The sequence below is a fragment of the Sphingobacterium siyangense genome (genome assembly GCF_007830445.1).
Taxonomy (GTDB): domain Bacteria; phylum Bacteroidota; class Bacteroidia; order Sphingobacteriales; family Sphingobacteriaceae; genus Sphingobacterium; species Sphingobacterium siyangense.
In genome coordinates, this window is the sequence record NZ_VLKR01000047.1 from 11706 (window position 1) to 38599 (window position 26894).

Genomic DNA, 26894 nt, shown 5'->3' on the forward strand with positions numbered 1-26894 from the left:
GAAAAAACAAAAACGAGTTGGAAAACATAAGCAGTATGTTTTCCAACTCGTAGGCAATAATGGGGCTGATTTGTTTAATAAACGATGATTTCGTCCGTAAACAAGTAGCCTTTTTTTGGATTGCTGGCTTTGATTTTTATATAACGGGCCTGTTGGGCTTTGTCAAGTTTGAGTTCAAACCTTTTGAAAGTCAACTTGGATTCTTTATCGGATATGTCATTTTTGATTGTTCCTACAGATCTGAAGGTACGGCCATTATCCGAAAGCAGGACTTCCATTTCTCCTGGCATATAAACGCCGGGGCCGATCATCTGCATAAAATTCATGGCTACTTGGTGTATTTCCTCCCTGCGTTCCATATCCACGACAACATCAATCGGACTGGTGAATCCTTGCCATTGACCATCGTGATAGGAAAGACCGCCCATGATTCCGTTTGTTAAGGTAGAATCTTTTTGTGCTGGATATCCCGACCATGCTGTGTTGTACGTTACTTTTTTTCCAATAGCACGATGAATGTCAATATCAAAGGATAGGGTTGGACCGATTTTGATAGAATCTAGAAAATAAGCGGCATTGATATGACCTGTTGAGCTGAGTTCAAATGGTCCAGTATATGGTGTAGACAAGATTGTAGGCTCACTGCTATCAATGGTATATCGGATCTGATCTGTTTTTAGTTGCTCCGTTGTCAGCGTAATTTTATTGTTGTTTTTAGCAGCATTGTATGTTGCTGTATAAGCGACATTAAAGGAAGGACGATAATAATTGACGTTTAGATCTTGTAGTAGCTTATAATGTGATTGTAGTCTTCGCTGAAAGTCTGTCCAGCTTTTCCCATCTTTATTTGTCCAATTGACTTCCGCCAAAGCCAGTGCACGTGGGAACACCATATATTCGAGGTGTTCGGTGGTAGGTACATATTCTGTCCATATATTCGCTTGTGCTCCGAGGATATGCTTGGCTTTGTCCCCTTGTATCGCAGCTGGAATAGGATCATACGAATAAACTTTATCTAATGTCAGGTAACCCCCGATGGCCTCAGGCTGTGTCCGTGGGTCTGTCTGATAAGAATCAAAATAGAGGTGTGAACCTGGAGTCATGATGACATCATGGCCTGCATTTGCGGCCTTTATGCCGCCGTCTTCACCGCGCCAGCTCATGACGGTAGCTCCTTCTGTGAGCCCCCCTTGAAGGATTTCGTCCCAACCGATCAGCTTTCTACCCTTGGATTGCAGGTATAGATCCATTTGTTTGATAGCATAACTCTGCAGTTCGTCAACAGATTTTAATCCTTCTTTTTGCATGAGCGCCTGATCTTTTGGGCAGGTTTCCCAATGCTTCTTCTCAGCTTCATCACCGCCGATATGAATGTACTGGGAAGGGAATATCGTGAGTACTTCATCCAAAACATTTTTTAGAAATTCAAAGGTTTTTTCATTGCCGATACAGAATTCTCCCTGACTATAGGGCTTTCCGGAGCAAGAGAGTTCGGGATATACGGCCAATACTTCTTCCGAATGTCCGGGCATTTCTATCTCAGGAATTACATTGATTCCTTTACGGGCTGCATAGTCGACCAATTCGCGTGCTTCTTCCTGGGTATAGAATCCACCGCTGGCATTTGGCTTACCTTTTTCTACATACTGACGACCATTGTTCCACCAATCTTTCCAGCCCGTATGTGTACGCCAGGCCGCCTTTTGTGTTAACTCCGGATATTTCTTAATCTCCAATCGCCATCCCGCTCCGTCGGTTAAATGCCAATGAAAATTGTTGAATTTGTAGATGGCCATGATGTCGATATACTTTTTGACAAAAGATAGTGGCATAAAATGGCGCGATACATCCAGGTGTAAGCCACGGTAGGCAAATCGTGGCTCATCGACTATAGTCGCATAGGCTATTTTACTTGGATCAGCTTGTAGATAGCCCAATTGAACCAGTGTGTAAATCCCATTGATAACCTGGGGTACATTCCAGGCCCTGAGTAGCAGGCCTTTTTCATCGATTTGGATGGAATAGGCGTTCTTGCTAAGGTTATCTGCATCGACTGCTTTAATAATGCGAAAGCCTTCTTTTGGGCCTTTTTTATTTTTCTTGAGTACTTCGACAGCTAGGCTTTTGATAGCTGGGTGTTCAGTAAGCAGTTGTGTCGCCTCCTGAAATTCATCTGAAACAACAACCTGAAGATGTGTAGGGATAGCGTATGTTCCCGTAGCCAATGTGATTTTCGAAGGTTTGGGTATAATGTCAAAGTTGGTTTGGGCATGTGCAGTAAAGATGGTTGCACCCCCAAGTAACAACATGGATAAAGATCGGCTCAGTCGCATAGTTTTGTTATTAGATTAATGATAATCAACACAAATATCCTAATTTTTGTTTCATAATTCTATTATTGGTGGCAATCGGTCATTTTTTATGATATAAAACCAACAAATTGACGGTTAGAAATTACATTTTTAATCCTTAACTTTGTTGTATGATTGAACTTCCAGTTATTCCGGCAACTCCTGCACAACGCAAGCCTGATTGGTTGCGTGTCAAATTGCCTGTTGGTAAAGAGTATAGACATGTCAGAAGTCTTGTAGACGAGCATAAATTACATACAATTTGTGAGAGTGGAAATTGCCCGAATATGGGCGAATGTTGGGGAGCTGGAACGGCAACCTTCATGATTTTGGGAAATATCTGTACACGTTCTTGTTCATTTTGTGCGGTAGCAACCGGTCGTCCTCTGGCGGTTGATTTGGATGAACCCAATCGTGTCGCCAATTCTGTCAAGTTAATGCAGGTAAAACACTGTGTGATCACTTCGGTGGATCGTGATGACCTAAAAGATGGTGGTTCGGTAATATGGGCGGAGACAATCAACGCAATCCGTAGAGAAAGCCCAGAAACAACCTTAGAAACACTTTTGCCAGATTTTAAAGGACAATGGGATAATTTGGATCGCGTGATCGCAGTACGTCCCGAAGTTGTTTCGCACAACCTCGAAACTGTCCGTCGTTTGACAAGAGAAGTTCGTGTTCAGGCTAAATACGATCGTTCACTCGAGTGCCTACGTCGCATTTCTGAAGCTGGACTCCGTACAAAATCAGGTATTATGCTTGGCTTAGGTGAAACTGAGGAAGATGTTATCGAGGCAATGCAAGATTTATATAACGTCGGGGTACATATTTTGACATTGGGTCAGTATTTACAGCCTACGAAAGCTCACCATCCTGTAATCGAATGGATTACACCTGCACAGTTTGAGAAATATCAGAAAATTGGTTTAGAAATGGGATTCAAGTATGTGGAGTCTGGACCGTTGGTTCGTTCTTCTTATCATGCTGAGAAACATCTATTCGATATGCAATAGAAAATAGTTCTAAAGTTTTTTAACGAAGAATACTTTTTTCGCAAGATATAAAAAGAAGCCTGAGTGATTTTTTGCTCAGGCTTCTTTTTTTAATAGCTCAAGGCAATTGTTTCTTTTCGATGGAGTCTGATGCTTTAAAGGTTAAAAACTGTGCGGAGTAAAATTGTTCTCCCGCGAAGTTCAAATTCATTCTGGGAAATCATATTGGCCGTCATCAGATAAGTACGATAGTTTTTGATATTGGCCAAATTATTCATTTCCAATTCGAAGTCCATTTTCCACTTGTTGACCTTGTAGCGCGTAAAAAAGTCTATGAAGGTATAACTTGCATTCTTCATGTTTGTTTGAAAGGTGGCAAGATTGCGCAGGTTTAGCCGCATAAAGCCATTTTTGAATGGGCTGGTCGGAAAACCTATATTATGCATCATTGTGGTGGTTTTATTTTGGATCGTATTGTCCAGGCCCTGTTGTTTACTCCTGCTCCAATTGAATAGTCCAGAATAGGAAATGTTATAAGATTTAAAGACTTTAGCTTCTATACTGGGTTGAAATAAATAGCTCATACTTCGAATAGGGACTAGGGCATTGTTTAACAATTGATTGTATTTGAAGTGAGAAATGCTTCCTTTTAGTTTGAGGGTACTTGCCAGGGGGAAAATGTATTTATCAAACCCGATCTGAGAAGACCAGCGCTCCTGCAGGTTATCCATATTGACCAAGATATTTTCGGTGATGTTATTTTTTATAACGGAAGATAATATCGTGTTGGAAAGCGATCTTGAATAGCTAATACCAGCATTTGCAAATAATACTTTTAGGGTGCGGGCTAAATTATAATTGAGATTAAATGTATGTTTTTTGGATTCATTTAGCGCTGCATTATTTTGGCTGAGCATTCTATAGTTCCGTAATACCGCACCACGGTATATATCTTCTATGTTACCAATGTCCTGCGCAAATTGATAGTTAAATTGAAGATAGTCTTCTTGAGAAACCTGCCATCTCGCTTTTAAATTAGGATTGATCAGCATGGAATTTTTGGACGTGGACAGCTGATGACTGACGTCTTCATAATGGGTAAATAAATAGGTTACCGGGATGTCGAGCTGGGTTTCAAACCGATTTGTTTTCCAGGAATATTGAGGAGTAATAAATGCTTGGGACCTGCTCCAATACAGATCATTACGGGTATTATCGCCCAATGCGCGAATATGTTGATCATTATCCGCTATTGTAAGGAGCGAGTTGAAGTGTTGGCGATCTGTATTGAAGCCAATTTGATAGTATTGCTTGATTCGGCCTTTATTGAAGCGATAACCTGTACTGATCTCCGTAAAAAAGGAAGGAATTTCAATTTGCTGGCGGCTACTTTTATAGGGAATGCTATCGTTGAGTATTTCTGGAAAAACGCCGGGATAAATCTGTAAAGTCTGTGGTTTATTACCATAATTTAAAGACCAGTTGATTGCAATAATGTCATTGTTTTTAAGTTGGGGTATATAGCTAAACAAGTTGCTGAATCCCTTGATGTTGTGTTTTTGGAACTGCTCGATCTGGCCTGAAGAGTTTGCCAACAATGCTGTTATATCTTTTTTTTCATACTCAAATGACAAGGCATTACTCGCATATTTCTTTTCCGTATTGGTGGATGCCGAAAGTCTGGCTGCGCCAAGCCATCGCGCTGTTTTCAGATGATTTTGCTCATTAAAATAGACGTCGCCATCATCGAGCAGGTATTGTGTGCTTGCGGCATTATTTTGCCTATCGTTGTCGTATAAAACCTGAATATTTGATTTTAGCTGCCAGTGATTCTTGAGGTTGTATAGGTTATTGGTGTTTAGCGAACCTGTATTGTTGAAATAATAGTTGTTTTTAGGAATATTTGGACTGCCTGTTGTGCTCGTCGCCAGGAGATTGTTGATGGGCGAGCTGCCAAACTTGGCCAGTAAAGAGGACTGATTGGCGCCGATGATATCTCCGGAAAGATCATTGCCAGTATTATTACCGCTGAGGACATTCAACATCTTAACTTTTTTGTTGAATAGGATTGAGTTCAATTCAGGATCATAGAGATTGGGCGTGCCGACGCCAATTTTGGCCTGCCCAGTGAGTTTTAGCTTTGCTTCCTCTTTGATAACGAGATTTATGGCGACGTCGTCTGTAAATCTTTTATTTTTAAGGACTTTATAATGTTCGTGATTGTCGAGTACCTGAATGTCCTTTACCATTTTATGCGGGATTGTCCGTGTACCTACACCATAGCGATTTTCCAATAGATCGTCACCGTCAATGTAAAGTTTAGAAACGGTTTTGTCCTGGTATTTAATAAGACCCGATTCGGTAACTTCCATACCCGGAAGACGTTTGATTACGTCGCCTATATTTCGATCCTCTTCTTTGGCAAAAGATCCGACGTCGTAGGAGATTGTATCATTTGAACGGCTTACTTTAGGTTTGCTCTTTACAATGACATCTTGTAGTAGATTGGTTTTTGGTACGAGGGCGATCCGAAGATTGGATGTCTGCGTGCCAAGTTTGAGTTCAAATTTTTCGTAAGTAAGGTGATTGATCTGCAGGTAGAGGCTTGCATAGTCCTTTGTTAAGGTAATTGTAAAACGCCCTTCTTTATCTGTCGGTTTGAAAGCGATAATTTTGTTGTCTGAAAGGATGTTGACACTGGCAAAGGGTACGGGATGCTGCGTCTTATCCACTTGGACCGTTCCATTAATCGTTTGCTGGGCAAAGGTTATTTGCCCAAGCAAAACGACTATAAATAAACATAAAAATACTTTCATTAAGGCGTCAGCTCTATCGGATTGTTGGTAACTTTTGAAGGTTTGTATTTATCGTCTCTTGAAATATTGAAACTCTTTATTTTTGACGGATCCAAAGCACCAGCAGGGGAGCCTCCTCCGGAGCCGGAACTGGATCTAACTGCAACCATACTACCCGATGAACCTACACTGATGGTTCTGTTTTTTCCCGATTGGGCTTGCATATAAGCTTGTGGATTGGCCTTAAAGGCTTCCTGAACTTTTTTTACCTCTTCTGCAGTACTTACGATGGCGTTTTGCGGCAGGGCCACCGATGTTTTGCCATCCTCAATTTTGTCGAATCCGGCGTAAGCAAAAATCACCTCATTTTTTGTGTCACGGACATCCAGAATTAGGCCAGGAAGACCATGAAGTTTCCACGGACCATAGGAAAACGGCAGCTCGGTTGTAAACCAGGCGATATAGGTTCGGCCTTTGAATGTTGTTTTTGCGTTCTGGCAATTGTAGCCACCAATTTCTTTGCGGTCACCCAGTATTTCCCAATCTTGAGTAGGGTAAGCCTGTGGAATGGCAAAATTGTCACTGGCAACGCTAACCACTTCGGTCATTTTGTTTTGATTGGCGTCTAATAAATAGGAGGAGCTTGATGGTGTCGAGCGAGTAGTAATGTTTAGTGTACCGTCGAAACTGGGGCCTTCCATTTGTTTTTTGACCTCATCTTGCATGCGCTTGGATGAATATGATGTGTAGTAGCTGGCCTGTTGATTCAGGTAAACGACTGTTTCATCGCGTATAAATTGATCCCGTTGGGTGCTATCATTTACATGCTTGAATTCGTAATGTACTTTTGCGATCGCTGGAGTACGCTCTTGTGCAAATAACAGCTGCGTCGCTAAGGATAATAGGAATGGTAATGAATATTTCATAAATGTATGTTTATATCGTAAATATACGAAATATTCGTAATCAGGAAAATTTATTCTAAATTTTCCTTGTAATCCTCTCTAGGGCAGGTTACTGCAGGTGAAGAAATGTTTGATTTGTTAGCTATCTTTTTTGTTAACTATTTCGCTTTGTCAGCGATATAAGTTTAGTGGGCATGTTTAGGCATATGCGCTATTGTTATCTTTTAAACACAGTCTCACCTGCAATTACTGTCCGTTCTGTTTTTACATTTCGCAGTTGCTCATTCGGAATTTTCAAGATATCCTTTTCGAGGATAACAAAATCGGCATCTTTTCCCACTTCGATACTTCCTCTTTTTTTCTCCTGAAAACAGGAGTATGCCGCCCAGATTGTCATTCCCTTCAAAGCGTCTTCACGGCTTATCGCATCTTGCATCTGAAATCCGTGGCTAGGATATCCTTTTTTGTCGACGCGGGCTACTGCCGCGTGGAAACCATATAAGGGATTGAAATGTTCGACCGGGAAATCACTCCCCAATGCGAGTTTTCCATATTCTTTCAACAGATGCTTATATGCGTAAGCGCCTTTCATGCGTTCTTCACCGAGTCGATCTTTGGCCCAGTACATATCGGAGGTTGCATGTGTGGGTTGTACAGATGGTATGATTTGATACTTTCGAAACTTATCAAAATCTGCAGGCGATATAATTTGGGCGTGCTCGATTCGCCATCTACGATCGTCGTTATTGTGGAGGTATTTGCCATAAATATCCAATATAATACGATTGGCCGAATCGCCTATCGCATGGGTATTTGCCTGAAACTTACTTTCGGCAATCTGTTTGATCATTGCTTCGTATTCTTGAGGGCTATGGAGGAGAAAGCCATGGGTGGGGGCATCATGGTAATGCGCGAGGAGGCATGCACCACGGGATCCCAATGCGCCATCGGCGAGCAGTTTAAATCCTTTGATCTCGAAACGGTCTGTTTCATAGAAACCCTGATCGATAAATGACTTTATATTTTGCGGATTGCCTAGGATCATGGCATAATCTCTAATTTTCAACTGCCCTTCCCGATAGTATTTCTTAAGCAGATCGAGTCTTTCTTTTGATAAACCTGCATCTACAATGGAGGTAAGACCAACGGAAAGGAGGGAGTCTTGCGTTCGCTTGAGCATTCTTAGATATTCTTTTTCACTCGGAACCGGAATGGTCTTATTGACAAGATCCATTGCATTGTCGATCAAGAGACCATTGGGAGTATCATTAGTCCCGCCGACTACACCGCCGCGAATGATGGGGATACTCGTTAATTTTGCCCATTCGAGTGCTTTGGAGTTCGCAACCGCCGCATGATAATCTACACGCATGAGGTAGACGGGGATATCCGGGAAAGCTTTATCGAGTAGGTCCTTGGTTGGGAAAGTTTTATCTTTCCAGCGATTTTGGTCCCAGCCACCACCGATCAGCCAAGTTTTGCCCGGGTTTTTTTGTTGGTAGTTTTTGACACGTTGAATAACCTCCTCGAAAGAATCGGCGCCGTTTAGGTCGACTTGATCCATTAGTTCGGCTTCGTCAAATAAATGCGCATGGGCATCGTAGAATCCCGGATAAATCGCCTTCCCCTGTGCGTCAATTTTTTCTATTGCTTTGTACTTTCGCTGTATTTCTTCATCGGAACCAATGGCCATAAACTTACCATCTTTGACAGCAAAAGCATGTGCTGTACTAAAAGCCGAATCTACAGTATATACTTGCGCATGATAAACAATAAGGTCCACTTTCGTTTGCGGTGAACATGATATGATCGTCAAGCAGAACAAAAAAATGATTATTGGGAAGGTTTTCATAACCTAAAAATAGGAAAAAGCTTTTAATAAACTGAAACTAGACTTGGGGCTAGGTCTGCTGGATATGCGGACTTGAGGTTTTGGCTGATCGAATTGCTTTAGGTGATCGAATTGGCTTACGTGAGGCGCCTATGCTGAGTTGCCGCATATTGTTCGGACAGGAGACCATCTGTCAAGTTTTGAAAGGGGACGTGCAGGAAAAGTAAGGAAAATACGAATTATCCAATAGACAAAAAAGGCTATCCAAATAACTTGGACAGCCTTTTTAATTCAAAAATCAAAATACGTGATTAACAGTACTCGTCAAATGCTGCAACTAAATTGTCAGCAATCATTTGTGCCGGGCGACCTTCAATCATATGTCTTTCAATCATGTGTACCAATTTCCCGTCTTTAAATAAAGCCATTGCTGGTGAAGATGGAGGGTAAGGCAACATGTAGTTACGTGCAGTGTTTACTGCATCAGTTTCCATACCTGCGAAAACAGTCACCAATTTAGCTGGGTGTTTTTCGTTTTTTACAGCAGCTTTTGCAGCAGGACGTGCATTTGCAGCAGCGCAACCACAAACAGAGTTTACAACCACAAAAACAGTTCCTTCTGATGCGATAGCCTGATCAACTGCTTCAGGTGTTTTTAATTCTTCGAATCCCGCATCAACTAACTCTTGACGCATTGGAGTTACTAAATATTCTGGATACATTATTTCTTAAGTAAAATGTTAATATTCTATTTTAATTGTGTTTATAAAGCTTTCTGTCGCCGGGCAAGTATACTTACTCCGCATAAACAACATGCTATACTTTATTCCTACAAATATAGCTGTAAAAGGCTGCTTCGTCAAGACACTTGTCTCAAATCAATGTCAGAAAATCTTTTACAGCATGAAGTCCATTTTCAAGACGTTGGTCGCCGAGACCCGAAACAAGACGATAATTCGCATTAATGGCGTTCAATTCGCTTTTCCAGATCTCCATGAAATGTTCGCGCTGTTCGGGGAAATCCCGTAGTGGATCGTCCTGCCAGGGTAGATCGATATCCATCAGCAGATAAAGGTCATAAACATGTTGTTGAATTTTATCGGTGACTTCCGGTGGTGTATGACCGAAAAGATGATCTGACCAAATTTTGACCGTAAGGAAGGTAGTGTCACAGATGAGAAGCTGTCCTTGTGCTAAATTGACCAGCGCTTCCTCCAAAGCGACCTGTCCATAAAACATATTGACTTCGTCCTGTAAGGTATATTTATTGTTGAGGCTTTGGCAATAATAACGTGAATATTCGGGCACGCATACTGTCTGAAATTCCTTGGCAAGAAATTGTGCCATCGTTGATTTTCCGGTGGACTCGGGGCCAACAACGGCAATTTTTATGAAATCTTTTCCCACATCGATCGTTTTGATAGGCAATATTACGCAAAATTTTTATAGGTTTTCTGCCAATCGCGATAGCCATTCCAAGCGATGAGTGTGAAAACAAGGTAGAGTACTGCGGTCAGCATAAGGTCTTTGTGTATATAGAGCGGGATATAACAAATATCCACAAATACCCATAAGAGCCAGTTTTGAAGTACTTTGCGTGTCATCAGAAATTGAGCAACAAAACTTACGGACGTGCAGAAAGCGTCAATATAAGGAACATCGGAATTTGTCTTGCTATCGAGGAGATAACCGATTGACAGTGTCAGGACGAGGATTGCCAGGAGGCAAAGGAGCAACTGCCCCTTGCTGGCTTTGACGATGGGTTTCTTTTTTTCTTCTTTTCGTTTTATCCAATAATACCAGCCATAAACAGCAGTAGACAGAAAGTAGAATTGCAGTACAGTATCTCCATATAGTTTGGCATCATAAAACAGAATAGCATAGGACGCCACACTGATGATACTAATCGGCCAGTTCCATATATTTTGCTTAGCGGCCAAATAGACACAAAGAAAGCCTGTCAGGGTACCTAACCATTCGAGCCAAGAGGTCTGGGCAAATTGACGTGCAATCTGCTGAAAAAGATCATGCATGTGGTGTATTAAAAATTACACCCTAAATATACAAAGTCTGCCTTATAGTCAATTATTGAACCTGTTTATTAGCACAATTGGTACTGGCAAAAGACTCGGGCTTGGCCTTAAAAACAAATCCCATACCCATAATATAGCCCATGGCTTCTTTCAGGGCAACATTTGACTGGAAATTTGGATTGGTGTTGATGTCGGCGTGGACTTCGAGGTCTACTTTGTGTTTTTCGAGGAGGGGGCAGAGTTGATAGGCTATATCGATGGATTTTTGGACTTCGAGTAGCATCCTTTCTTTAATGCTCATTCGGTGGTGCCTTTTGTCCCGTTGGATAAACATAAATCCACCTTTATGTTCCCGGAGAAAGACGATGACTGTTGCGAAGTCGATGATGCCTCTCTTGACTTGGGAATCGGTGCCGATATAAACCTTGAGCTTATTCCCTAGGGCATCTTCTCGTTTAATGACTTCTTCAACAGCATCGAAAATCGTGGAGCGAATGGATTCGCCATTGTATTTTTGCCATCTCATAGCGATATAAATTAGATATAAAAAAATTAAACTTCATCATTGACATAAATTTACTGAATTTCAATGAGCTAAGTGTTAATTTAGTTTTAAATAATTTATCCACATTAATGGTGTTTTACACCATAGGCCAGGTCTCCGGCATCACCGAGCCCAGGTACAATATAGGCTTTTGAGGTCAGTTCGTGGTCGACGTCACCAACCCAGATATGCGCCGTGGGTACAAAAGCCTGAACGTGGTTTAGTCCTTCTTCGGATGCAATGGCTGCAACAATGTGTAATTCTTTGACGTCATATTCGGCCAGGAGATCCTTACAGCATAAAACGAGGCTCTTTCCTGTAGCCAGCATGGGGTCTACAATGATTACTGTACGGTTATCTAAGTTTGGTGTATTGACATATTCCTTATGAATTTCAAACTCACCGCTCTTTTTTGTATGCCGATAGGCTGCAATGAAGGTGTTATCGGCCTGATCAAAAACATTTAAAAGTCCCTGATGAAAGGGAAGGCCCGCTCTCAGAATTGTAGCGAGTACGGGTTGTTCCATCAAGAGATGGGTTTTGGCCACACCTAGCGGAGTTTCAACTTCAACAGGTTTGTAGGTCATTGTCTTGCTGATTTCATAAGCGAAAATTTCACCTAATCGTTCCAGATTCCGACGAAAGCGCATGCGATCCTGTTGAATAATGTTATCTCTCAGCTCGGCAATAAAATGATTTGCAATGCTATTTTGGGTAGATAGAATAGTGACCATGGCGTGTGTGCTAGTTCAATTAAACTAAAGATAATAAATAATCAATTGAAAGTAATAACATCTATGGTATTATTATAGTTTGCGCTAAAATGGTAAAATTTTTAGTAAATTTGTGTAAGACCTTAGAAGGATATGGCCTGGATCACAGGTCGAAAAATCGTCTTTTTGCAGATTGAAACCATCGGATCATAAAAGTTGTTTTTGAGCTTACGCTTAAGCAATTCGTGGTGCAATGTTTGCTGGAAAAGGCCTGAATAGTTTTCTTTAAGAAATAGGAAGTATATGAAATTTGAATTGACATCGGAGTACAAACCCACAGGCGATCAGCCAGAAGCAATTAAGCAATTGGTAGCAGGTGTAGAGCAGGCAGAGCAATACCAGACGCTTTTGGGGGTAACGGGATCGGGTAAGACCTTTACTGTTGCCAATGTGATTCAGGAAACGCAAAAGCCAACATTGATTTTAAGTCACAATAAAACATTGGCGGCTCAGTTGTACGGTGAATTCAAGCAGTTCTTTCCCAATAACTCGGTCAACTATTTTGTGTCTTATTACGATTATTATCAACCTGAAGCTTTTATTGCTTCGACGAATACCTACATCGAGAAGGATTTAGCGATTAACGAGGAAATCGAAAAGTTGCGTTTGGCGACTACCTCGTCTTTGATGTCGGGTCGGCGTGATATTGTTGTCGTTTCTTCGGTATCCTGTATCTACGGTATGGGGAATCCGGAGGATTTCTCCCGATCTATTTTTCGTTTTGGTGTCGGTATGACTGTCACAAGAAATGCTTTCCTGCATAAATTGGTCGAGATCTTATATTCACGGACGACCGCAGAGTTTAAACGGGGTACCTTTCGTGTTAAAGGTGATACCGTGGATGTGTTTCCGGCATACTTGGATAATGCCATTCGGATTTCATTCTTTGGGGATGAAATTGATGAACTGAGTGAGATCGATCCTATTTCGGGTAAAACGCTCAACAAGATGGAAGATCTTGCTCTTTTTCCGGCAAACCTTTTCGTTACACCGAAGGAAAAATTCAAAGAATCGATCTGGGCTATTCAAGATGAATTGATGCAACGGAAAACGCAACTGGAAGAGGAGGGCTTAATGCTTGAAGCGAAGCGTTTGGAAGAGCGGGTCAATTATGATTTGGAAATGATGCGTGAACTGGGCTATTGCTCGGGAATTGAAAATTATTCCCGCTTTTTCGATGGTAGACAACCGGGGATGCGTCCGTTCTGTTTGCTGGATTATTTTCCGGAGGATTACCTGTTGGTCATTGATGAAAGCCACGTGACCTTACCACAATTGCGTGCGATGTATGGTGGTGACCGGTCGCGAAAAGTTTCCTTGGTGGAACATGGGTTTAGGTTACCAGCAGCTTTGGATAACAGACCTTTAAACTTTCCGGAGTTTGAATCCCTCACGAATCAGACGATTTATGTGTCCGCGACTCCGGGCGATTACGAGCTGCAGCAGACCGAAGGTGTTGTTGTTGAGCAGGTCATTCGTCCAACAGGACTTTTGGATCCGATTATTGAAGTACGGCCAGCGATCAATCAGGTCGATGATTTCTTGGAAGAGGTCGATAAGACCATCAAAGAAGGAGGGCGTGTTTTGGCTACTACATTGACCAAACGCATGGCCGAAGAGCTTTCCAAATATATGACCAAGCTGAATTTAAAAGTCCGTTATATTCACTCCGAAATTAAAACCTTGGAGCGTGTGGAAATCTTACGGGGTCTTCGCTTGGGCGAATTTGATATCCTGGTCGGGGTGAACTTACTCCGTGAGGGGCTTGATTTGCCTGAAGTTACGCTTGTCGCTATTCTCGATGCGGATAAAGAGGGCTTTCTGCGTTCCGAACGATCGCTTATTCAGACGATTGGTCGGGCTGCCCGGAATGATAAAGGTCGGGTTATTATGTATGCCGATAAAATGACGGATAGTATGCGTGTCACAATAGATGAAACCAATCGTCGCAGAGACAAGCAGATGAAATATAACTTGGAACATGGCATTACACCGCGTACAGTCGGCAAAACAAGGGAGGAGATTCTGGAGCAGACTTCTGTTGCTGATTTTTCGGGTATTGAACCTAAAATTTATGTTGAACCTGATCCGTCGCAAGCCATTGCAGCTGACCCAGTGATGCAATACCTCAGTGAGAAAGATTTGAAGAAGGCGATCGATAACGTAAGGAAGAAAATGGACAAAGCTGCAAAAGAAATGGACTTCTTGGAAGCAGCGAAATATCGTGATGAAATGTTCTCCTTGGAGAAGCTCTATGAAGAGCGATTCCCATCGTAAAGGAAGCTGGTTTGTTAATATGTATTAATTATTGTTAATCAATATTAAGATTTGTTAAACAACGCTAAATAGCGTTTAAATTAAGATTCCGTCGTGCATATTTGTGGCAATTGTAAATAAATTGACCACATATGAAACATTTAATCTGCAGTATAATACTGTTTTCTGTGCTTTCCACAGCGTTCTGCCAAAGTAAAATTTCCTACGGTATAAACGCCGGGTACACAAATGCCGGATCATTGGTATCTAATAAACGAACGCACAGTTATAGCTTCCGAAGCATTTCGGGTGTTACAGCAGGGCTTTTTCTTGAAATACCGCTCGTTGGTGGACTCTCTATTCAGCCTGAAGTAAACTTTACCCAAAATGGTATGGAGGCAAAGCATGCCCTTGAAAATAACTGGACAACATACCGAAGAAATGCGATCGATATTCCATTAAACATAGCTTATAATATTACGGTTGGAGAAGGTCGGATTTATCTTGCTGCTAGTCCCTATTATGGTATACAGATGTCTGTGAATAATAATGATGGAAAATTTTACGATGCAACGACCAATCCTTCAGACTATGGTTTGGGTTTTAACTTAGGTTACAAATGGAATGGGGGCTATGGTTTCTTCATTGGCTCCAATTATGGGATGAAGGATATGAGCGTCAATGAAAATGTAAAACTCTATAACCGTACGTTCAATGTTGGCCTACGATTTGACCTCCATCAGATACTAAAAAAATAGCAATAAATATATCTGTAACGAGAAGCAGCATTCCATCACCTATATCGCCTCAGAAAGTGGCAACTTTTTTGGTATTATATTGGAATTGCTGCTTTTTTGTAAGCTCAAGTTTTATGTTTTCATCTTCAGGCCATTCGTACTGATCGCTGAGATCTGAATTGACCTCTGAAATCTACGCTAATTATTTTCCTTTCTTTCATCTCAGGATGCCTCCTGATCCATCGGAATCGACCTTATTTCATGAGTTTTTCAATTGAATTATATTGTTCAATTGTTAACATATTTTGCGTAAATCAAATTCTTCTCAGTAAATTAGTGCTCAAATCTAAACTAAAACATACTAAAAAATGAAAAAGCCAATTCTCGTTGTCAAATTTGGATCGGCTTCTATTACCACGAAAGAGGGAGAAGTTGATGAACGTATTGTTTTGGAGATCGCTAGGCAGATTGCTTCCTTACAAAAGAAATACAATATTGTCTTGGTCTCTTCAGGTGCTGTTGCTGCCGGTAAACGTTTTCTGCCCAGTTATACGGGAACGTTATCCGAACGAAAGGCCGCCGCGGCAATTGGGAACCCCATATTGATTAATACGTATTCAACTTATTTCCGACCGTTTAAAATTTCATTGGCGCAGAGTTTATGTGAGCGACATCATTTTTCCAATCGAGATCAATTTCTACAATTGAAAAATACGTATGAGGAGTTGTGGCGGAACAATGTTATTCCAATCGCAAATGAAAATGATGTGGTGAGTAATAAAGAACTGAAGTTTTCAGATAATGATGAGCTGGCAACCTTGATTGCTGTTGGTTTTGGTGCCGAAAAATTGCTGTTTAGTACTTCCGTCCCCGGTGTGTTGGATGCAAACAACAAGATTATACCGCAAATTGAAACCATCGATCGGGATATCTTAGGTTTGGCAAGGAAGGATAAATCCTCAGTAGGATTGGGGGGAATGACCTCGAAATTGAACTTTGCCCGATTGGCTAATCAAATGGGGATCGCTGTTGTCATTTTTAGTATGCAAACCGAAGAGGCGATCCAAAAAGCGGTTAAGCACGAGACTGGTACATTGTGCCTGGCTCAAAGTAAGAAGATCTCTTCCCGCAAGAAATGGCTTGCGAGTGGAAGTTTGATAAAAGGGGAATTGATGGTTGACCGTGGAGCGGAAGAAGCATTATTGAAACATAAAAGTTTGCTAGCTGTAGGGGTAACCCGTATCGTTGAACATTTTGAAAAAGGAGAAGTGTTAAATATCGTCAATCTAGAAGGCTTAACTGTTGCCGTAGCCCGGGCGAAGATGGATTCATCCGCTTTGTCCCAGACCAGTAAAAAAAATGTAGAAATTGCACATGCAAATGATATCGTATTGTTATGAGTGAATCCATCGTAAAACAACTTCAGGCGGCGGCCAAAGCAAAACAAATTTTGCAACAACTGGCTCCTGATACCAAAATAACTATTTTAAATGCCATCGCAGATGGTCTTGTCGCGCATACTGCGGATATATTACAAGCGAATAAGATTGATTTGGATCGTATGTCTGATGATGACCCCAAAAAGGATCGTCTTTTGCTCAATAGCGATCGTCTAAAAGGCTTGGCTGACAGTGTTAAGCAGATAGCCCAGCTAGCAGACCCAACAGATCAGCTATTACTAAAAAAGATATTGCCGAATGGATTGGAGATCGAGAAAATTACGGTTCCACTCGGTGTCGTTGGGGTAATCTATGAATCGCGACCCAATGTGACGATAGATGTTGCTGCACTATGTATTCAATCGGGTAACGTTTGTCTATTGCGTGGTGGTTCTGATGCTTTATACACCAACGAAGCGCTGTTGAAAGTGATCCATAATATTTTGGAGCTGCATGGTATCGCAACAACTATTGTGCAACTGTTGCCTGTTGAGAGGAAGCATGTTTCGGAATTATTGGAAGCTACCCAATATGTGGATATTATCATACCACGTGGCTCACAGTCATTGATTGATTATGTCAGGGAGCACGCTAAGGTGCCTGTCATTGAAACAGGAGCGGGAGTATGCCATACGTATGTGGACCGTACAGCAGATTTGGATATGGCAGCTAAAATTGTTGCTAATGCTAAAATTTCCAGGCCATCGGTGTGTAATTCTTTAGATACTGTTTTGGTCGATCGCACTATTGCTCCCGAGTTTCTACAGAAATTGAAAACTTATTTTGAAGATGCTCAGGTGAAAGTTTTTGCGGATCCTACAGCTTATGAGGTACTGCAAGGTGAAAATTATTCAAATTTAAAGCGCGCAGAAGAAGATGATTTTGGAAGAGAATTTTTAGATTTGAAGTGTTCAATAAAGACGGTCTCGAGTTTGGACGAAGCTTTGGAGCATATCGCAAAATATTCTTCCAAACATTCGGAGTGTATTGTTTCTTCCAGTGAACTCCATATCGAACAATTTTTGAACACAGTGGATGCTGCTGCGGTATATGCCAATGCATCAACACGTTTTACAGATGGTGGTGAGTTTGGTTTGGGAGCAGAAATCGGTATCTCGACCCAAAAGTTACATGCCCGCGGACCATTTGCATTAGAAAAATTGGTAACAGAGAAATGGATTGTCCGTGGAAATGGACAGATCAGATAAGCATAGATCATGGGATTAAGTTTTAAAAAAGATGTATTGATGAATTGGATCGAAGAAATTGGTAAATTTCTTCGCATATGGACAGAAGGTCATGATGCCTTTACGGAGCCGACTGATCCAGCAGTGTTTGAAGATGCTTATGAAAAATTCTTCGAAAAGAGCAGGGCCTATTTTTTAAATCTTTCCGAAAGTGAGCTTTCGGCATATCTCAAAACAGATCTTCAAATACAGCAACTACATCCATTGGCTTTAACCTTGTTGTTTGATGGTTTGAATGCTACAGATGGTAATCAGGAGAATTTACTTCGCAAAGCAAAGTTTATTTTGAATCTGGCGATGGCCGAAACGGCGAGCTTTGCCTTTCAGGATTATCAATATCTTGCTATGATCGATAACAAGTTGAAGGGCCTTTAAAGTTAAAAAACTGTCAGTCATGCAATGCCCAAAAAAGTTAGACACTTTTTGGGGGCATAACATGACTGACAGCTTAGCGCAGAATCTCGCGGGCGATCACCAGACGTTGGATTTCAGAGGTCCCCTCGTAGATTTGTGTGATTTTTGCGTCGCGCATTAACCTTTCGACATGATATTCTTTTACGTAACCATAGCCACCGTGGATCTGTACAGCTTCTACAGTGTGTTTCATGGCGACTTCCGATGCATATAGTTTGGCCATGGCAGCTTCTTTACCGTAAGGAAGTCCCTGGTCTTTCGTCCAAGCGGCTTTATACGTCAAAAGTCGAGCTGCCTCGATATCGACTTCCATATCGGCCAATTTAAACTGTATGGCCTGATGGTCCGAAATTGGCTTTCCAAAAGTCTTTCGCTCTTTTGAGTAAGCCAAAGCGAGATCATAAGCACCGGCAGCAATTCCTAAGGCCTGTGCTGCAATGCCGATACGACCACCATCGAGTGTTTTCATGGCAAACTTAAATCCGAAGCCATCTTCTCCGATGCGGTTTTCCTTAGGAACCCGGACATCGGAAAATAGAAGTGAATGGGTATCAGAACTGCGGATACCCAATTTGTTTTCCTTCGGACCAATGGTAAATCCCGTCAGTCCTTTTTCAACAATTAATACATTGATTCCTTTGTGGCCTTTTTCAGGATGTGTCTGTGCAATGACAAGATAGATATCGGCATGGCCACCGTTGGTGATCCAATTTTTTGTGCCATTTAGTAGATAGTGATCTCCTTTATCTTCGGCGGTTGTGTGCTGCGAGGAGGCGTCCGAGCCGGCTTCGGGTTCTGATAACGCAAAAGCACCAAGTTTCTCGCCCTTTGCTAAAGGAATCAGGTACTTTTGTTTTTGTTCCTCTGTACCAAAAGCATTGAGTCCATATAATACCAGTGAATTGTGGGCGGATACAATAACGGCCGCAGAGGCATCAATTTTGGCAATTTCTTCGAGAACAAGAACATAGGCCAATGTATCCATGCCAGCTCCACCATAAGCTTCGGGGGTCATGATACCCATAAATCCTAGCTCGGCCATCTGCTTGACAAAATCTGTTGGAAATTTTGCGGCTTCATCGCGCTCGATTGCCCCAGCCTTTAGCTCCTGGGCGAATTCCCGCGCTGCGTCGCGGATCATTTTATGTTCTTCGCTTAATTCAAAATTCATGGCATTTCAGTTTTTTTGGTTCATCAGTTACCAAGTCGATAACTTATATATCTAATAAGATTTGCTCTCAAAAGGTTTTCTCCCAACTCACAATCGTTTTATGAGATCGGTGTACCACCATACTCAAATATACAAAATATATATTATGCAAGCATAGTAATTTAATAAATTACTTTTTATACTACTTTTGGTAATCATAATAAGTTTTTGGGTAAAATCCTTACTTTCAATTGGATTAGGGTTAGTTTTTTCATCTTAATTTAAAAAATTGAAGAATTACTTGTTTGCTAAATTTAATCTACTATATTTGTAGACTATATGATTTAAACACATTTAAAAAATAAGATTATGAGTTTAAGATTAGGAGATGAAGCGCCAAATTTTAAAGCGCAAACAACCATTGGTGAAATAGACTTTCACGATTATATCAAAGATAGCTGGGTCGTTTTCTTTTCGCACCCATCAGATTATACGCCGGTATGTACAACAGAGTTGGGTCGTACTGCAAAATTGAAATCTGAATTTGACAAAAGAGGTGTGAAGGCCATTGCGCTAAGCGTCGATAATGTAAACGATCACTTGAATTGGATTAAGGATATCAATGAAACGCAAAATACCGAAGTGAATTTCCCGGTTATCGCTGATGAAGATCATCATGTATCCGAATTGTACGATATGATCCATCCAAATGCGTCCGCAACAGTGACCGTACGTTCCGTATTTATTATTGGCCCTGACAAAAAGATCAAATTGACGTTGACCTATCCAGCATCAACAGGTCGTAATTTTGATGAAATCTTACGGGTCATTGATTCTTTACAGTTAACAGCCGATTATCAAGTGGCTACACCTGCTGACTGGAAGCATGGTGAAGATGTTATTGTTGTTCCAGCGATAAAGACAGAAGATATTCCTGCTAAATTTCCAAAAGGTTTTAAAGAGATCAAACCGTATTTGAGAACTACGCCACAACCTAATCTGTAAGGATTAGGCTTGGTATTAAGGGACAAAAAAAGGCAACGATGAGAAAACGTTGCCTTTTTTTATAAGTTATAAATGCGTCCTAATAGACTTTAACCATGTAGATATAGTCTTGCATTTTCTTGATTTGTTCTGTTCTTGGTAAACCTGCCAAGCTATTCTTTTTGTTGATCTTAAGACCCGTAACCAGTGAATCACTTGGGATGTCCGCTAAAGCATTCAAGATTGATTTCGTTTTGATTGCAAAGGCAGCGCCATCTATGCCACGTTGTTTTCCGGAAATAATACCAATCACATTACCTCTGCTATCCAATACGGGGCCGCCACTGTTACCTGGATTGACAGGCACGGAGATCTGATAAGCAATGGTATCGCCGGCATAACCTGTTGATGAACTTAGGTATCCCTGACCATATACTGCTTCATCACGAGGAAACCCGATCGTATAAATATCTTCGCCAAGATCTGAAGTCGACGTTTTGAATGTGTAAGGTAAGCTTTTAGCTTTCTTAAAGGTCTTATCCGCGATGTATAAAATAGCCAAGTCTTTGCTTGGATCGGTATGTACGATTTGTGCTTTATACGATTCACCTTTGCTATTTTGCAAATAGATCGAATCAGCCCCACTAATGACATGGTAGTTGGTGACAACATAGCCATCTGTTGTCAGCATAAATCCTGTTGCGCCAAACTGGCTTTCGGTACCTTTTACTGATTTTTTGTCATTGATATCCCTGATTGCAGCGTTGTGTGCGTTGACGTTCTTTTTGACATTGTTCATGTCTCTACGTAGCGCGCTGTAATCGGAAGATGCTTTCTCGAGGTTGCTGTAATAACCGCTCAGCCATAATGTGCCAAATACTGCAAATACTGCTACCACTGCAGCCACTAAAGAACTTGCTTTGATACGTTCCCAAAGTGAAATTACCGTTGATTGTTTTATAGGAACCACCTTTGCGGGTTTGTTTTGGGTTTTATGGTATTCTTTTGCTGATTGCGCTAATGCATTTTTGAAATCCAGCCGTTGACTAGTTTCTTTCATATTGGCAACAAATTCTCGGTGTTGTTGTAATTGGGCAGCATAGGAGGGCTGATCAGCACAAAAAGATTCAAATGCAGCTTTTTCTTCGGCCGATAATTCGCCGCGAAGATAGTGATCTGCTAATTCGAAAAATTCTTTTTGATTCATTGTTCCCATGGTGTTACACTAGTTTTAATCTGTTGAAAAAAATATTTTTTTCAGCCGTTGTAGGCATTTATACTTCTGAGTCTTGGCATTATCTGTATTGGTATAACCAAATTTTTCACAGATGTCCTGCATCGAATGGTTTAAGATGTAGAAATCATGTAAGATTGTCTTACAAGGTTCTCCCATTTTCTCTAAGGCAAGCTCCATTTGATCGAACTTTTTTTCAAGTTCTTGATGCTGTTGAAGATCTTCTTCCTCAAATAAGGAATCTTCATAACCTCGAATGTCACTATTGCCAAAACCAGCACGATTGAGTTGCTTAAGCCAAAGCCTTCTGCAAATCGAGTAAAGATATGTTTTTAGTTTGCTGCTGAGCTCAAAGTTCCCTTTGGAAACTTTATCGTAGAGCACAATGACAGCTTCTTGAAAAATATCTTTCGCTTCGTCCTCACTTCCATTGTTTTGCAAGATCATATGGCTTATAGACGGATAGTACCGCTTATAGATAGCATCTATCGCCAAGCTGTTGCCGTCTTTGATGCCTTCAATGATTTGCTCATCATTTTCTAGCAGGACTGATTTACTGAATTTACTCACCTATTAATACCTTAATGCTTAAATTGTAACCCTTTGAAAAATAAAATTCTTCGAAATATTTTCAAACGTAAACTTTTATTTGTTTAAAGCGAAATCTATCCCCAAAAATAAGGCTTATTCCTTGAAACCGAAAGCATTTGTTTTTTATTGAAATCTGCTGCTTTTGGGAGGACATCGTGATTTTTCGCCATCTCTATTTTTTATGTTTTTGCTTTATGTACAATTCTCGAAGGAAGCTCTTATGAAACGATTTTAACGTTCTATATGGCCTTTTTTTGTATCGAAAAAGTTTCGCAATCGAGTGCTTTAATAATCTGCTTGTTATTACTGCAAAATGAAGTTACATTTGGTTTCCTGGACTAAATTGCTTAATTACATTATGTTAAGAAACTCTGTTATTTTTTCAACGATTCTAGCCTCATTGCTGTCGCTGGACACTACTGTTGCGATAGGGCAAACGATTACGCCATCTATCGACGGTTTTCAGTATGGAGCTGCAATGGCTCCAAAAGGGAATGAATGGGAATCGCCTCAATTATTATCACTTAATAAGGAGTTGCCACATGCTTCGTTCTTCTCCTTTCAGAACGTAGAAAGTGCGAGAAAAGTACTTCCCGAGCACAGTAACTATTGGCTTTCGCTCAATGGATCCTGGAAGTTTAACTGGGTAAAGACTCCGGAAGAGCGACCAAAGGACTTTTATGATCCTAGTTATAATGTTGGAGCCTGGGAATCTGTTCCAGTCCCGATGAGCTGGAATATTTATGGTATACAGAAGGATGGAAGCCTAAAATATGGTGTACCTATTTACACGAACCAACGTGTGATCTTTCATCATCAAGTAAAGGTCGATGATTGGCGCGGTGGAGTCATGCGAACACCGGCCCAAGATTGGACAACTTATGTCTACCGTAATGAAGTGGGATCGTACCGACGCAATTTTACCGTACCTACTGATTGGGACGGTCGTGAGGTATTTATCAATTTTGATGGTGTAGACTCCTTTTTCTACCTGTGGATAAATGGCAAATATGTCGGATTTTCAAAAAATTCAAGGAACGTCGCATCTTTCAATATCTCACCTTACTTAAAAAAGGGTGCTGAAAATGTGTTGGCAGTTGAAGTTTACCGCAGTTCAGATGCTTCCTTTTTGGAAGATCAGGATATGTTTAGATTGCCCGGGATATTTCGGGATGTTTCCCTGACTTCAACGCCAAAAGTTCAGATTCGCGATCTAGCGGCTATTCCAGACTTGGACAGCAAGTATGAAAATGGTTCGTTGAAAATTACGAGTACTGTACGCAATCTAGGAAATAAGAAAGCTGAAGGGTATAAAGTTGTTTATTCACTTTATAAAAATAAGCTATACAGTGACGAGAATACCCTTGTTGACCAGACAGAAGCTTCATCAGCTGTGCCAGCCCTGGATGGTCAGGTTTCCAATAGCATCGCAGCAACGTTGAACGTTAAAAATCCAGATAAATGGTCTGCCGAATTACCATATCGGTATACTTTGGTCGCTGAATTGAAGGATAAAAAGAACAAAACGATAGAGACTATTTCTACCTACGTTGGATTTAGAAAGGTTGAGATTAAAGACACCAAGGCTGCTGATGATGAATTTGGCTTGGCCGGACGTTATTATTATGTCAATGGCAAGACGGTGAAACTGAAAGGTGTCAACCGTCATGAGACCAATCCTGAGCATGGTAAAGTAGTGACCAGAGAACAGATGGAAGCTGAGGTGAAATTGATGAAACGGGCGAATATCAACCATGTACGGAATTCGCACTATCCAGAACCTGCTTATTGGTATTATTTATGCGATAAATATGGAATTTATCTCGAGGATGAAGCCAATATTGAGAGCCATGAATATTATTATGGCAAAGAGTCTCTTTCTCATGTTCCTGAATGGAAAAATGCCCATGTGGCCCGTAATATCGAGATGGTGCATTCGACCATCAATCATCCGGCAGTGGTTATTTGGTCTCTAGGAAACGAAGCCGGTCCGGGTGATAATTTCGTGGCCGCCTATCAGGCGATTAAAAAAATTGATACGTCACGACCTGTTCAATACGAGCGTAACAATACAATCGTTGATATGGGGTCCAACCAATATCCTTCGATAGACTGGGTAAGAGGAGCTGTAAAAGGTACCTACAAATTGAAATATCCATTTCATATTTCGGAATATTCACATTCTATGGGGAATGCCGTTGGTAACCTAATAGATTATTGGGAAGCCATCGAATCGACCAACTTTTTTATGGGCGGTGCCATCTGGGACTGGATTGATCAGGCCATGTATTATTATGATAAAAAGACCGGCGAACGCTTTCTTGCCTATGGTGGCGACTTTGGAGACAAACCCAATGATGGAACCTTTGTCAATAACGGATTGATCTTTGCCGATATGAAACCTAAGCCACAGTATTATGAGGTAAAGAAAGTGTACCAAAATGCGGGTGTAAAAGCTGTTGATATTCAACAAGGGAAAATTGAACTTTTCAATAAAAATTATTTTAAAGATCTATCCGATTATCAGGTTCAATGGTCGCTATATAAAAATGGGGTAGAGGTGAAAAATAGCACGGGTACAATCAGTGCAACAGATTTGCCCGAGGCGCGCCAACGCAAGCAGCTTGTATTGCCGATAAATTATGCGCAGTTGGATGCGGGATCGGAGTATTTTGTAAAAGTACAGTTTATTCTCAATACGGATCGACCTTGGGCAGCCAAAGGTTTTGTACAAATGGAGGAACAACTGTTTGTCAAAGCGGCTGAAAATAAACCGTTGATTTCATCTCTTGCACAAGGAGCGGCTCCGTTGCTTTCCAAAGAAGGTGATTTGCAGGTGGTCAAGGGAGATCAGTTTATCGTTAAGTTTGACAATAGAACTGGCTCGATATATAATCTAAACTATGCCGGTAAACAAGTTATCCGCGATGGTGAAGGTCCTAAATTGGATGCACTACGTGCTCCGGTGGACAATGACAACTGGGCTTACCAACGATGGTTTGAAAAAGGATTGCATAACCTGAAACATAAGGTTTTGTCTTCAAATAGCTATACCAAGAAGGATGGAACAGTTGTATTGGCGTTTACGATTGAATCGCAAGCACCTTATGGCGCATCACTGTTAGGTGGAACTTCTGGAACGTATACCCTTAAAGAACATACGGATAAGCCTTTTGGTAAGGATGATTTTAAATTTACAAGCAATCAGATCTGGACAATCTATAAGGATGGCTCTATTGAATTGTCGTCAAGTATTACATCCAATAATGCGAGTGTGGTCTTAGCTCGATTGGGCTATTCTTTGCAATTACCGACCGAGTTTGGCAATTATAGTTACTATGGACGTGGACCGATCAACAATTATGCTGACCGGAAGACTGCTCAATTTATTGAATTGCACAAAAGTACTGTAAAAGACCAGTTTGTGCCATGGCCTAATCCGCAAAATATGAGCAACAATGAAGAGGTGCGTTGGACAGCATTAACCAACAATAATGGTCAAGGAGCTATCTTTGTTGCAAAAAATCATTTAGCAACTTCCGCTTTGGAATATAGTGAGCTCGAACTGACATTTGCGCCGCACCCTTATCAATTGCCAAAAAGTTCGGGTGTACATCTACATCTAGATGCTGCGGTAACAGGATTGGGCGGTAACAGCTGTGGACAAGGTCCGCCGTTGGAAAAAGACCGTGTGAAAGCGGTGCCAACGTCTATGGGTTTTATTATCCGTCCGATTCAGCACAATGATATGATGGCAAAGGCTCAGGTAGCGACTGCCGGTGATGCGCCAATTTCTTTGGCAAGAAGTTCTAACGGTGAAGTTTCTATTTTATCAGGTAATAAGAATGAACCTGTTGTATACAGTTTGAATAATGCGAAAGCAAGTGTCTACAATGCGCCTTTTGATTTACGTACTGGTGGTACCGTGACTGCTTGGTATCAGCATAATGAGAAATTAAAGGTAACACAGCAATACTCAAAAATCGAAACTATTCCAATGGAAGTGGTGTTTGCTTCAAGCCAAGAGACTGGCGAAGGAGATGCTAAGAACCTACTGGATGGGAATCCTTCCTCGATTTGGCATACGATGTATTCGGTTACCGTAGCACAGTACCCACATTGGGTTGATTTTGATGCTGGAAGTAGCAAAACAATTAAGGGCTTCACTTTTCTGCCAAGACAGGATGGACCGAATGGTGATATCAAGGATTATAAGATTCAGGTGAGTAAAGATGGGAAGAACTGGGAAGATGTGATGTCCGGATCTTTTGAACGGAATAAAAAATTAAAAACTGTTCGATTCGAAAAGCCTGTGAAAGGACGTTATATCCGTTTTACTGGACTTAATTCCCAACGTGGTGACGATTATGCGTCGGCAGCTGAATTCGCTGTTATAGCTGAATAATTTGCTTTATATCGCATATTGAGCCAGCACCTGTCACAGGTGCTGGCTTTTTTGTTAGCGACCCTATGCTATGTTCAAATAGCGATTGACAGGAACGATTGATTGTCTAGGCTAAACTGGTAAGGTAAGGTAAGGTAAGGTAAGGTAAGGTAAGGTAAGGTAAGGTAAGGTAAGGTAAGGTAAGGTAAGGTAAGGTAAGGTAAGGTAAGGTAA

20 protein-coding genes are annotated in these 26894 nt (G+C 41.1%); 8 read left to right on the top strand and 12 right to left on the bottom strand.

The annotated features are described in order from the left end of the window. Positions 1-74: 74 nt before the first annotated feature. A complete protein-coding gene (locus tag IQ31_RS25380) occupies positions 75-2309 on the bottom strand; it encodes a beta-N-acetylhexosaminidase (protein ID WP_244294579.1) in 2235 nt (744 codons plus the stop codon). A 173-nt stretch (positions 2310-2482) separates the two neighbouring features. Here IQ31_RS25380 and lipA point away from each other — a divergent pair, with 173 nt between their 5' ends. Beyond that, the gene (lipA, locus tag IQ31_RS25385; protein ID WP_075990947.1) at positions 2483-3364 is read left to right on the top strand and encodes a lipoyl synthase; all 882 of its coding nucleotides are present in this window, start codon (positions 2483-2485) and stop codon (positions 3362-3364) included. Between the two features lie 134 nt (positions 3365-3498). Here the strand turns inward: lipA and IQ31_RS25390 are convergent, their stop codons facing one another. From IQ31_RS25390 to upp, 8 genes are all read right to left on the bottom strand, one after another. Continuing rightward, positions 3499-6159, bottom strand: a complete 2661-nt coding sequence (locus tag IQ31_RS25390) for a peptidase associated/transthyretin-like domain-containing protein (RefSeq protein ID WP_088160144.1) — start codon at positions 6157-6159, stop codon at positions 3499-3501. Further along, a complete protein-coding gene (locus IQ31_RS25395) occupies positions 6159-7064 on the bottom strand; it encodes a GLPGLI family protein (protein ID WP_088160145.1) in 906 nt (301 codons plus the stop codon). Before IQ31_RS25395 ends, IQ31_RS25390 begins: the two co-directional genes overlap by 1 nt. A 196-nt stretch (positions 7065-7260) precedes the next feature. Next, positions 7261-8826, bottom strand: coding sequence for an amidohydrolase (locus tag IQ31_RS25400; RefSeq protein ID WP_232475670.1), 1566 nt, complete (start codon positions 8824-8826; stop codon positions 7261-7263). 359 nt (positions 8827-9185) lie between these two features. Then, on the bottom strand, positions 9186-9596 hold the full coding sequence (locus IQ31_RS25405; protein ID WP_070563263.1) for a BrxA/BrxB family bacilliredoxin: 411 nt from the start codon (positions 9594-9596) through the stop codon (positions 9186-9188). 151 nt (positions 9597-9747) lie between these two features. Next, a complete protein-coding gene (locus IQ31_RS25410) occupies positions 9748-10281 on the bottom strand; it encodes an AAA family ATPase (RefSeq protein WP_088163435.1) in 534 nt (177 codons plus the stop codon). 23 nt (positions 10282-10304) lie between these two features. Next, entirely contained in the window at positions 10305-10907 is a 603-nt protein-coding gene (pnuC, locus tag IQ31_RS25415; RefSeq protein WP_088160147.1) for a nicotinamide riboside transporter PnuC, read from the bottom strand. A gap of 52 nt (positions 10908-10959) precedes the next feature. Continuing rightward, positions 10960-11433, bottom strand: a complete 474-nt coding sequence (locus IQ31_RS25420; RefSeq protein WP_046672303.1) for a ribonuclease H-like YkuK family protein — start codon at positions 11431-11433, stop codon at positions 10960-10962. A 104-nt stretch (positions 11434-11537) separates the two neighbouring features. Next, complete coding sequence (gene upp / locus IQ31_RS25425; protein WP_145331033.1) at positions 11538-12185, bottom strand: uracil phosphoribosyltransferase; 648 nt, start codon at positions 12183-12185, stop codon at positions 11538-11540. Positions 12186-12467: 282 nt separating this feature from the next. Here upp and uvrB point away from each other — a divergent pair, with 282 nt between their 5' ends. The 5 genes from uvrB (at position 12468) to IQ31_RS25450 (ending at position 18278) form a co-directional block, all read left to right on the top strand. Continuing rightward, positions 12468-14501: an excinuclease ABC subunit UvrB gene (gene uvrB / locus IQ31_RS25430; protein ID WP_075990954.1), complete on the top strand. Its 2034-nt coding sequence runs from the start codon at positions 12468-12470 to the stop codon at positions 14499-14501. 131 nt (positions 14502-14632) lie between these two features. Beyond that, positions 14633-15238: a porin family protein gene (locus tag IQ31_RS25435; protein ID WP_075990955.1), complete on the top strand. Its 606-nt coding sequence runs from the start codon at positions 14633-14635 to the stop codon at positions 15236-15238. A 347-nt stretch (positions 15239-15585) separates the two neighbouring features. Next, complete coding sequence (gene proB / locus IQ31_RS25440) at positions 15586-16617, top strand: glutamate 5-kinase (protein ID WP_046672306.1); 1032 nt, start codon at positions 15586-15588, stop codon at positions 16615-16617. Then, positions 16614-17864: a glutamate-5-semialdehyde dehydrogenase gene (locus tag IQ31_RS25445; protein WP_145331035.1), complete on the top strand. Its 1251-nt coding sequence runs from the start codon at positions 16614-16616 to the stop codon at positions 17862-17864. The genes proB and IQ31_RS25445 overlap by 4 nt, the downstream gene beginning before the upstream one ends. A 39-nt stretch (positions 17865-17903) precedes the next feature. Further along, positions 17904-18278: a hypothetical protein gene (locus IQ31_RS25450; RefSeq protein ID WP_244294580.1), complete on the top strand. Its 375-nt coding sequence runs from the start codon at positions 17904-17906 to the stop codon at positions 18276-18278. Between the two features lie 73 nt (positions 18279-18351). Here IQ31_RS25450 and IQ31_RS25455 read toward each other — a convergent pair whose 3' ends face one another. Continuing rightward, entirely contained in the window at positions 18352-19488 is a 1137-nt protein-coding gene (locus tag IQ31_RS25455) for an acyl-CoA dehydrogenase (protein WP_145331039.1), read from the bottom strand. A gap of 348 nt (positions 19489-19836) precedes the next feature. On the opposite strand from IQ31_RS25455, the gene IQ31_RS25460 reads away from it, so the two are divergent. Then, positions 19837-20472 (top strand): peroxiredoxin, encoded by a 636-nt coding sequence (locus IQ31_RS25460; RefSeq protein WP_145331041.1) that lies wholly within the window; start codon positions 19837-19839, stop codon positions 20470-20472. A gap of 79 nt (positions 20473-20551) precedes the next feature. Here IQ31_RS25460 and IQ31_RS25465 read toward each other — a convergent pair whose 3' ends face one another. Both IQ31_RS25465 and IQ31_RS25470 read right to left on the bottom strand, forming a co-directional pair. Beyond that, positions 20552-21658 (bottom strand): S1 family peptidase, encoded by a 1107-nt coding sequence (locus IQ31_RS25465; RefSeq protein WP_232475672.1) that lies wholly within the window; start codon positions 21656-21658, stop codon positions 20552-20554. Between the two features lie 24 nt (positions 21659-21682). Then, entirely contained in the window at positions 21683-22255 is a 573-nt protein-coding gene (locus tag IQ31_RS25470) for an RNA polymerase sigma factor (RefSeq protein ID WP_075990961.1), read from the bottom strand. 379 nt (positions 22256-22634) lie between these two features. Between IQ31_RS25470 and IQ31_RS25475 the strand changes: the two genes are divergently transcribed. After that, entirely contained in the window at positions 22635-26681 is a 4047-nt protein-coding gene (locus IQ31_RS25475; RefSeq protein ID WP_145331043.1) for a glycoside hydrolase family 2 TIM barrel-domain containing protein, read from the top strand. Positions 26682-26894: the final 213 nt, after the last annotated feature.

What these genes read in the sequence shown, in the direction of transcription:
- IQ31_RS25380 (WP_244294579.1), bottom strand. Translation starts at nt 2,309, where the DNA reads ATGTTGTTACTTGGGGGTGCAACCATCTTTACTGCACATGCCCAAACC.
- lipA (WP_075990947.1), top strand. Translation starts at nt 2,483, where the DNA reads ATGATTGAACTTCCAGTTATTCCGGCAACTCCTGCACAACGCAAGCCT.
- IQ31_RS25390 (WP_088160144.1), bottom strand. Translation starts at nt 6,159, where the DNA reads ATGAAAGTATTTTTATGTTTATTTATAGTCGTTTTGCTTGGGCAAATA.
- IQ31_RS25395 (WP_088160145.1), bottom strand. Translation starts at nt 7,064, where the DNA reads ATGAAATATTCATTACCATTCCTATTATCCTTAGCGACGCAGCTGTTA.
- IQ31_RS25405 (WP_070563263.1), bottom strand. Translation starts at nt 9,596, where the DNA reads ATGTATCCAGAATATTTAGTAACTCCAATGCGTCAAGAGTTAGTTGAT.
- pnuC (WP_088160147.1), bottom strand. Translation starts at nt 10,907, where the DNA reads ATGCATGATCTTTTTCAGCAGATTGCACGTCAATTTGCCCAGACCTCT.
- IQ31_RS25420 (WP_046672303.1), bottom strand. Translation starts at nt 11,433, where the DNA reads ATGAGATGGCAAAAATACAATGGCGAATCCATTCGCTCCACGATTTTC.
- upp (WP_145331033.1), bottom strand. Translation starts at nt 12,185, where the DNA reads ATGGTCACTATTCTATCTACCCAAAATAGCATTGCAAATCATTTTATT.
- uvrB (WP_075990954.1), top strand. Translation starts at nt 12,468, where the DNA reads ATGAAATTTGAATTGACATCGGAGTACAAACCCACAGGCGATCAGCCA.
- IQ31_RS25435 (WP_075990955.1), top strand. Translation starts at nt 14,633, where the DNA reads ATGAAACATTTAATCTGCAGTATAATACTGTTTTCTGTGCTTTCCACA.
- proB (WP_046672306.1), top strand. Translation starts at nt 15,586, where the DNA reads ATGAAAAAGCCAATTCTCGTTGTCAAATTTGGATCGGCTTCTATTACC.
- IQ31_RS25445 (WP_145331035.1), top strand. Translation starts at nt 16,614, where the DNA reads ATGAGTGAATCCATCGTAAAACAACTTCAGGCGGCGGCCAAAGCAAAA.
- IQ31_RS25450 (WP_244294580.1), top strand. Translation starts at nt 17,904, where the DNA reads ATGAATTGGATCGAAGAAATTGGTAAATTTCTTCGCATATGGACAGAA.
- IQ31_RS25455 (WP_145331039.1), bottom strand. Translation starts at nt 19,488, where the DNA reads ATGAATTTTGAATTAAGCGAAGAACATAAAATGATCCGCGACGCAGCG.
- IQ31_RS25460 (WP_145331041.1), top strand. Translation starts at nt 19,837, where the DNA reads ATGAGTTTAAGATTAGGAGATGAAGCGCCAAATTTTAAAGCGCAAACA.
- IQ31_RS25465 (WP_232475672.1), bottom strand. Translation starts at nt 21,658, where the DNA reads ATGAATCAAAAAGAATTTTTCGAATTAGCAGATCACTATCTTCGCGGC.
- IQ31_RS25475 (WP_145331043.1), top strand. Translation starts at nt 22,635, where the DNA reads ATGTTAAGAAACTCTGTTATTTTTTCAACGATTCTAGCCTCATTGCTG.